Source organism: Roseateles sp. P5_E11 (genome assembly GCF_054049355.1).
On record NZ_JBFUMO010000229.1, the window covers coordinates 1 to 8,683 of the forward strand.

The 8,683-nt window shown below is 64.1% G+C and carries 7 protein-coding genes and 1 pseudogene; 6 read left to right on the forward strand and 2 right to left on the reverse strand.

Annotation, left to right across the window (positions count from 1 at the left end):
* A partial coding sequence (locus tag ACXJKR_RS17220) for a hypothetical protein (RefSeq protein ID WP_457323864.1) occupies positions 1-156 on the forward strand: 156 nt, incomplete at its 5' end.
* A gap of 77 nt (positions 157-233) precedes the next feature.
* Here the strand turns inward: ACXJKR_RS17220 and ACXJKR_RS17225 are convergent.
* Positions 234-1,826: a tetratricopeptide repeat-containing sulfotransferase family protein gene (locus ACXJKR_RS17225; protein WP_457323858.1), complete on the reverse strand. Its 1,593-nt coding sequence runs from the start codon at positions 1,824-1,826 to the stop codon at positions 234-236.
* Positions 1,823-1,963, reverse strand: a complete 141-nt coding sequence (locus ACXJKR_RS17230; RefSeq protein WP_457323859.1) for an adenylyl-sulfate kinase — start codon at positions 1,961-1,963, stop codon at positions 1,823-1,825. The genes ACXJKR_RS17225 and ACXJKR_RS17230 overlap by 4 nt, the downstream gene beginning before the upstream one ends.
* Positions 1,964-2,039: 76 nt before the next feature.
* Between ACXJKR_RS17230 and gyrB the strand changes: the two are divergent.
* The 5 genes and pseudogenes from gyrB to ACXJKR_RS17255 all read left to right on the forward strand — a co-directional run.
* Positions 2,040-2,327 (forward strand): annotated as a pseudogene (gene gyrB / locus ACXJKR_RS17235) (DNA gyrase subunit B); the annotation flags it as partial.
* Between the two features lie 212 nt (positions 2,328-2,539).
* A complete protein-coding gene (locus tag ACXJKR_RS17240) occupies positions 2,540-5,605 on the forward strand; it encodes a type I restriction endonuclease subunit R (protein WP_457323860.1) in 3,066 nt (1,021 codons plus the stop codon).
* On the forward strand, positions 5,598-7,085 hold the full coding sequence (locus tag ACXJKR_RS17245) for a Fic family protein (protein ID WP_457323861.1): 1,488 nt from the start codon (positions 5,598-5,600) through the stop codon (positions 7,083-7,085). Before ACXJKR_RS17240 ends, ACXJKR_RS17245 begins: the two co-directional genes overlap by 8 nt.
* Positions 7,082-7,438: a hypothetical protein gene (locus ACXJKR_RS17250; protein WP_457323862.1), complete on the forward strand. Its 357-nt coding sequence runs from the start codon at positions 7,082-7,084 to the stop codon at positions 7,436-7,438. The genes ACXJKR_RS17245 and ACXJKR_RS17250 overlap by 4 nt, the downstream gene beginning before the upstream one ends.
* Positions 7,435-8,683 (forward strand): restriction endonuclease subunit S (locus tag ACXJKR_RS17255; RefSeq protein WP_457323863.1); only part of this gene is annotated, 1,249 nt, incomplete at its 3' end. The genes ACXJKR_RS17250 and ACXJKR_RS17255, both read left to right, overlap by 4 nt.

An 8,683-nucleotide genomic window follows, 5' to 3' on the forward strand; every position in this document is an offset into this window, starting at 1 on the left:
ACCATGGACCCCACCGTGCGCCGCCTGCTGCGCGTGCAGATCGACGACGCCATCGAGGCGGACAAGGTCTTCACGATGCTGATGGGCGACGAGGTGGAGCCGCGGCGCGACTTCATCGAAACCAACGCCTTGCGCGCGGGCAACATCGACGTTTGACGTTTACGTTCGTTGTAGCGTGAGGCGCATCCCCTAAGCGTCAGACGCTGGGGCGTCGTCGGCGCTGGCCGGGCCGGTCACCCCCCTGTCGCGGCGAAACGATCGCGCAGCGGGTCGAGCAGCGGGCCGTAGCGCTGCCCCGGCGTCGACGCGGCGCGCATCGGCTGGCGCACCTGCAGCGCGCTCGGCGTGCGGATCGCGCGCGCCGTCTCGTGGAAGCGCAGGCAGGCCGGCTCGAAGTCGAGGCCGCAGGCGGCGAGCAGCGCGTGGATGCCGGCATTCGGGTCGGCGACGAGGTCCTCGTACCGTTGCACGACGAAGCGGCCCGGGTACCGCTCGGCCCAGAAGCGGGCGAGCGCTTCGTAGGCGCGCCAGTACGCCGCGAGCCCGTCGAAGCTGTACGTGAAGTGCACCATGCCCGGCCCGAAGAGCTGCTTGTAGCAGGACCACGCGGTCTCCACCGGGTCGCGGCGGCAATCGATGATGCGAGCCCCGGGCAGCATGCGCAGTACGGCGCCGGCATAGAGCCAGTTCTCGGGCAGCTTGTCGGTGGCGATTGGCTTGCCGGTGCGCCAGCGCGCGCTCGCCCGCAAGTAGGCGTCGCCGAGCCGCCGCCAGTCAGCGTCGCTGGCATCGGCGGCCCAGGCCGGGAACGGCTTGCCGCGCCGGCGAGATTCGGCGTCGAGCAGCTGCGGCAGGTACGGCAGCTCGCTCGCGCCTTCGACCTGCGAGTGGCTCGCGAGGATCTGCTCGACAAGCGTCGTCCCCGACCGCGGCAGTCCGACGAGGAAGATCACCTCGCGCCCCGGCCCGTCCTGCGGCGGCGGCGGCGCACCGGCGAACGCGGCGCGGATCGCGTCGACGTGGCGCGCGAACGCCGCGGTGTCCCACGGCCGCGACGCGCGCGCCGCATCGTTCGCCGCGCACAGGACCCGGAACGCGTCGGCGTGCCGCCCTGCGTTCTCCAGCCCGTGGCCGAGGGCGAAGCGCAGGAACAGCCGTTCCTCCGCCGGCATCGTCGCCGGCGGCGCGGCGGCCTTCGCCTCGAGCTGCGCCAGCTCGTCGGCGGTCATCGGCACGACCTTCAGGTCGGCCAGCGTGAACCACGCGTGCGCGACCAGCTCGCCGCGCGCGATCAGGTGCCGGCAATCCGCGGCCGCGACATCGCCATGGCCGAGCGCCGTGGCGCAGCGTGCGCGTTGCAGCCGGGCGAGCGGCGCCGCCGGGTCAAGCGCGACGGCGCGCTGCACGGCGCCGTATGCCGCCGCCGGCTCGCCGGCGTTGTCGTGCTCGAACGACAGCCCCAGCCAGTCGGCCGATGTCGTCGCGTGTGCCTCGCCTTCGCGCAGCGTCGCGACCACCGCAGCGTGATCGTGCGCGTGCTCCTGCGCGGCCGCGAGCTGCGAGCGGAGATCGAAGTCCCAGGGCCGCTGCGCGAGTGCCCGCGCGAGGTCCTGCGTTGCGCCTTCCCAGTCGTCGTCGCCGGCGCGGCAGACCGCACGCAGGCGCAAGACCTCCGGGTGCTCCGGCGCGCTGCGCGCCAGATCGAGCAGCAGCACCCCCGCGTACATGCGGTCGCCCGCCTGCAGCGCCTGCGTGGCGCGGGCCAGCTGCTGCACGTCGGCAGGCTTCAGCCCGTGCAGCGGATCGCTCGAAACGGGGCGCTTCATGCCCGCCTCGCGACGAGACGCGCCGCCGCCTGTGCGATCGTGGACTTGCCGGCGCCGGGCAGGCCGGTCAGCCAGAGCACTGCGGCGCGTGGCGACGGTTTGCCGCCGCGTTCATCGGGAACGGGTCGTGAAATCATGCGGCGGATTGTGGCGCCGCGCGCGGCGGGCTCCGCGGCTGTCGCCGCGATGCGCCTCCCGCGAGCCAGCGATGACAAGGACAAGGAAAGCAAGGTCGACGACTTCCGCGCCGCCATGGCCTGGCTCATGCWGCARGCCGARRGSGCCGTCGGCCGCCAGCGCTACAAGGGCCTGGGCGAGATGAACCCCGAGCAGCTCTGGGAAACSACCATGGACCCCACCGTGCGCCGCCTGCTGCGCGTGCAGATCGACGACGCCATCGAGGCGGACAAGGTCTTCACGATGCTGATGGGCGACGAGGTGGAGCCGCGGCGCGACTTCATTGAAACCAACGCGCTGCGCGCAGGCAATATCGACGTTTGATGATGATTGATTAGTGCCACTGAGACGACTGATCGTCTCGGAGCGCGGTGATCGCTGATCGCTGGGCGCCATGACAAGAAGAGAGCCCGGCTTGCCGGGCTCTTTCGTTTGAGGAAGCCAGTCGCCGGATCCCCGTCAGAATCGCAACAGTTCTCGCCAATCGACGGCTTGAGCAGCGCCCTAATTTGTCGATTGCGTTCACAAGCCCGCCCATGTCTTCACCCACGCAAACCTACGAGTTGCCTGCTGCCCCGCCCAGCCTTCGCGTCAAGGAAGAGCAGGTCGAGTACGGCTTCATCAGCAAGCTGCAAGCCCTGAAGTACGAGTACCGGTCAGACATCCGCGACCGCGCATCCCTGGAGCGCAACTTCCGCGAGAAGTTTGAAGCGCTGAACCGCGTCCACCTGTCGGACGGCGAATTCGCCCGCCTACTGGACGAGATCGTCACCCCCGACGTTTACACCGCCGCCCGCACCCTGCGCGAGCGCAACGCATTCACCCGCGACGACGGCACCCCGCTGAACTACACGCTGGTCAACATCAAGGACTGGTGCAAGAACAGCTTCGAAGTCGTCAACCAGCTGCGCATCAACACCGACAACAGCCACCACCGCTACGACGTTCTCATCCTCATCAACGGCGTGCCCTGCGTACAGGTCGAGCTAAAGACGCTGGGCATCAGCCCGCGCCGGGCCATGGAACAGATCGTCGACTACAAGAACGATCCCGGCAACGGCTACAGCAAGACCTTGCTGTGCTTCCTGCAACTGTTCATCGTCAGCAATCGCACCGACACCTGGTRCTTCGCCAACAACAACGCCCGGCACTTCGCCTTCAACGCCGACGAGCGCTTCCTGCCCATCTATCAGTACGCCGACGAAGCGAACAAGAAGATCACCCACCTCGACCACTTTGCCGAGACCTTCCTGGCCAAGTGCACGCTGGGCGAAGCCATCAGCCGCTACATGGTGCTGGTGGCCAGTGAGCAGAAGCTGCTGATGATGCGGCCCTACCAGGTGTACGCCGTCAAGGCCATCGTCGACTGCATCCATCAGAACTGCGGCAACGGCTATATCTGGCACACCACCGGCAGCGGCAAGACGCTCACCTCCTTCAAGGCCTCCACGCTGCTGAAGGACAACCCCGACATCGAGAAATGCCTGTTCGTGGTGGACCGCAAGGACCTGGACCGCCAGACCCGCGAAGAGTTCAACCGCTTCCAGGAAGGCTGCGTCGAGGAGAACACCAACACCGGCGCGCTGGTGCGCCGCCTGCTGTCAGACGACTACGCCGACAAGGTCATCGTCACCACCATCCAGAAGTTGGGCCTGGCGCTGGACGAGAACAGCAAGCGCAATAAGCAACGCAAGCGGAACGACCTCAAGACCTACAAGGAGCAGCTGGAGCCGTTGAGCAACAAGCGCGTCGCCTTCATCTTTGACGAATGCCACCGCTCGCAGTTTGGCGACAACCACGAGGCCATCAAGACCTTCTTCCCCAAGGCCCAGCTCTTCGGCTTCACCGGCACGCCCATCTTCGAGAAGAACGCCACCGCCAAGCAGTTCGAAGGTGAGGAGGGCCAGTTCAAGACCACGGAAGACCTGTTCCAGAAGCAGCTCCACGCCTACACCATCACCCACGCGATCGAAGACGCCAACGTGCTGCGCTTCCATGTGGACTACTACAAGCCCGAGGGCAAGAACCCGCCCAAGCCCGGTGAAGCCCTGGCCAAGCGGGCGGTGATCGAAGCCATCCTGGCCAAGCACGACACCGCCACCGCCGCGCGCCGCTTCAATGCCGTGCTGGCCACCGCCAGCATCAACGACGCCATCGAGTACTACGGCCTGTTCGGCGAGCTGCAAAAGGCAAGGCAGGCAGCCGACCCCGGCTTCCAGCCGCTCAACATCGCCTGCGTGTTCTCACCGCCGGCCGAAGGCAATGCCGACGTCAGCCAATTGCAGCAAGACCTGCCGCAGGAGAAGGCTGACAACGAAGTCGAGCCCGACAAGAAAAAGAACGCCCTCAAAGCCATCCTGGCCGACTACAACGCTCGATACGGCAGCAACCATCAGCTGAGCGAGTTCGACCTCTACTACCAGGACGTGCAAAAGCGCATCAAGGACCAGCAGTGGCCCAACGCCGACTTCGCCCACGCCAAGAAGATCGACATCACCATCGTCGTGGACATGCTGCTCACCGGCTTTGACAGTAAATACCTGAACACGCTGTACGTGGACAAGAACCTCAAGTACCACGGGCTCATTCAGGCCTTCTCGCGCACGAACCGCGTGCTCAATGGCAGCAAGCCCTACGGCAACATCCTTGACTTCCGCCAGCAGCAAGACAACGTGGATGCCGCCATCGCGCTGTTTTCCGGCGAGAAGTCCGACGCTGAAGCCCGCAAGATCTGGCTGGTAGACAAGGCGCCCGTGGTCATCGAGAAGCTCGACGCCGCCGTGCAGAAACTGGCCGACTTCATGGCCTCCCAGGGCCTGGCCTGCGAGCCCGAGGCCGTGCCTCAGCTCAAGGGCGACGACGCTCGCGCCGCCTTCATCCAGGCCTTCAAGGAAGTGCAGCGCCTGAAAACCCAGCTCGACCAGTACACCGACCTGACGGCCGACAACGCCACGGCCATCGAGGCCATCCTGCCGCGCGAAGACCTGCAAGCCTTTCGCGGCGTGTACCTGGACACGGCCAAGCGCCTCAAAGACCAGCAGGGCAAGGGCGGCACCGGCAACGACGACACCGAAGAACAAGCGGTGGACCAGCTCGACTTCGAGTTCGTGTTGTTCGCCTCCGCCGTCATCGACTACGACTACATCATGGGCCTGATGGCTCGCTTCTCGCAGCAGGGCGCAGGCGCCAAGCACCGCATGAGCCGGGACGAACTCATCGGCCTCATCCAGGCCGATGCCAAGTTCATCAATGAGCGCGACGACATCGCCGCCTACATCAACACCCTAAAGGCCGGCGAAGGCCTGAGTGAGACCGCCATTCGCGAGGGCTACACGCGCTTCAAGAAGGAGAAGGACGGCGCGGAACTGGCCGCCATCGCCACGCAGCACGGCCTGACCGCCGCAGCGCTGCAAGCCTTTGTGGACGGAATCCTGCAGCGCCTCATCTTTGACGGCGAGGCCTTGAGCGACCTGATGGCCCCGCTGGACCTGGGCTGGAAGGCGCGCGCCCAGGCCGAGACGGCGCTGATGGCCGAGCTGATTCCTTTGCTCACCAAACGGGCACAGGGCCGTGAGATCTCGGGCTTGAGCGCTTATGAGTGAGCCGCCACCCCTCACCGAAGCTGCCCTGCTGGAGCGCGTGGCGCTGGGCGAACACACCCGCCAGCAGTTCAAGCGCACGTTCAACAGTCCCGACGCCCTGGCCGCCGAACTGGCTGCCTTTGCCAACAGCGGGGGCGGCACGCTGCTCATCGGCGTCAACGACGACGGCATCCTGGCCGGGCTGGATGCGGCCGAACTGCGCCGCCTCAACCAGATGCTCAGCAACGCCAGCAGCCAGCATGTGCGCCCGCCACTGCACCCCCACACCGATAACGTGCCCACCCACGCCGGGCTGGTGATGGTGGTGACCGTGCCCAACGGCCTGGCCAAACCCTATCTGGACCAGCAAGGCCGCATCTGGGTCAAACAGGGCGCCGACAAACGCCACGTGACCGCCCGCGAAGAAATGCAGCGCATGTTCCAGAGTGGCGGCCTGGTCTACGCGGATGTGGTGCCCGTGGCCGGCACCACCAGCGCCGACCTGGACGAACCCGCCTTTCGCCGCTACCTGGCCCAGCACTACAACGCCACCGATGCCGATGGCGCCCGCGCCGGGCTGCCGCTGGACGCCTTGCTGCAAAACCTGGGCTTGGGCGACGGCCATGAACTCACCCTGGCCGGCCTCATGCTCTTTGGCAGCAACCCCCTGCGCTGGCGCCCGGCCTTCACCATCAAAGCCGTGGCCTTCTTCGGCACCAGCATTGCCGACAGCCACTACCAGGACAGTCAGGACTTCAGCGGCACCCTGCCTGCCCAATACGCCGAGGCGCTGGCCTTCATCAAACGCAACCTGCGCCGCGTGCAGGGCGACCAGGGCTTCAACTCACCGGGCATTCTGGAAGTGCCGGAAGTTGCGCTCCAGGAACTGCTGGTCAACGCCGTGGTGCACCGCGACTACTTCACCAGTGCCTCCATCCGCATCCTCGTGTTTCGCGACCGCATCGAAATCATCAGCCCCGGCCCTCTGCCCGACAGCCTGAGCATTGAAGACATCCGCCACGGCAAAAGCAACCGCCGCAACCCCACGCTGAGCGAACACGCCTTCCGGCTGCTGCCCTACCGAGGCATGGGCAGCGGCATTCCCCGCGCGCTGGGCGAGTGGCCCCAGATAGAGCTGATCAGTGAGGTCAGCGGCAACCAGTTCACCGCCAGGGTGCAGCGGCCCCAGGCGCAAGGGACGGGAGCTGGCGAACAAGCTACCGAACAGGTAGCCCTGCAAGTCACAGGGCAAGTCACAGGGCAAGTCACAGGGCAAGTCACAGGGCAAGTCGAAGCCCTGCTCTTGGCGGTGGGTGAAGGGTCCTGGAGCCGCAAAGCCATGATGGAAAAGCTCAGTCTCAAGGGCCGTGACAATTTCGAAAAGTTGTATCTCGCGCCCGCATTGGCGCAAGGGCTGATTGAGAGAACCATCCCCGACAAACCCAACAGCCGCTTGCAGCAATACCGCCTGACCGAACAAGGAAAGGCCTTGTTGAAATGACCGTCCCCCACCAGCACGGCCCCACACCGGGCACTGCCACCTGCCAGGACTTGCTCGCCGAGCTGAAGCAGCCCATGGCCGAGCTGCAAACGCTGCGCGAACAGGCGATCGAAACCCTGACGCCCGCCGTGCAAGAAATGGTGCGAGGCGGCAGCCGCGATGTACAGCGGATCGAGCACGCACTCGACCAGCTGTTGGACATCGCCTGCCTGCCCGAGGGCCTGACCCTCTTCAAAACCCTCTGCCGCCATTACTGGACGCTGCACCCGCAAGCCACCGCGGGCTACATCCACGCCTACCGCGAGATGTGGGATGCCGATGACCAGAACGACGCTGACGAGGTGGCGCCATGAACCCCAAACCGTCCAGCCCCGTATTGACGGCAGAGGCCAAACCTGCGTTGGTGCCCAGGCTGCGGTTTCCGGAGTTTCAGATGGCAGGCGACTGGACGACTGCCAAGCTGGGCTCGTTGGCATTCATCAGCACGGAAAAGGTTGGCAACGCTGTTTGTGTTCCCATGAGCATCACGTCTGGCGTTGGCCTCGTGAGCCAGGAAGATAAGTTCGGCCGAGTCATTGCAGGCGATTCTTATAAAAACTACCTGCTGCTCAAGCCAAATGATTTCGCCTACAACAAAAGCGCCACCAAGGAGTATCCCGAGGGATTTTTGGCGCTCTATTCTGGCAGCAAGCTGGCTGCCGTACCCAACAGCATATTCACTTGCTTTAGGGTCAACGGCGAGTCTCCCGTACCAAAGTATCTCAACTACCTCTTTCTCGGCAACCTGCATGGGCAGTGGCTGCGAAAGTTCATTCAGGTAGGCGCACGCGCGCACGGCTCGCTGAGCATCAATGACAGTGATCTCATGGCACTGCCTGTGCCTTTGCCGACGGGAGATTCATCGGTCGCCGAACAGCAAAAAATTGCGGACTGTCTGAGCTCGCTGGACGAACTGATCGCCGCGCAAGCCCGCAAAGTGGATGCGCTGAAGACCCATAAAAAAGGGTTTATGCAGCAGCTGTTCCCCTACGATGGCGAAGCTCGACCACGCCTGCGATTCCCTGAATTCCAAAATGCCGGCGATTGGAAAGTCGATGCACTAGAAAATTTGTGCACGGCTAAAATATCCTATGGAATCGTTCAAGCTGGGCCTCACGTTTCAGGCGGCATGCCATATATCAAGAGTTCTAACTTGAACTCTGCGCTGTGCGTGGACTCACTTTCCCGTACATCAAATTCAATTGCTGCCAAATATCGAAGATCGGAAGTAGTGCCGGGTGATCTTGTGTTTTCCCTGAGGGGGAATATTGGAGCATCGCAGATCGTTCCTGGTGATATTCCCGTTGCAAACCTGACGCAAGGCACAGCAAGAATCAGAACCAAGGGGCCGACAGCGTTTTATATGCACGCCCTTCGAAACCAGGTGGTCTATGACAAGATCCTAGCCACCAGCAAGGGCAGTACATTTCAGGAAATATCTCTCGGAGCCTTGAGGGAAATACCCATATTTCACCCGGAGATTGCCGAGCAACAACGGATTGCCGACGGTCTGTCCGGTCTCGACACCCTCATTACCGCTGCCGCCGAAAGACTGAAAG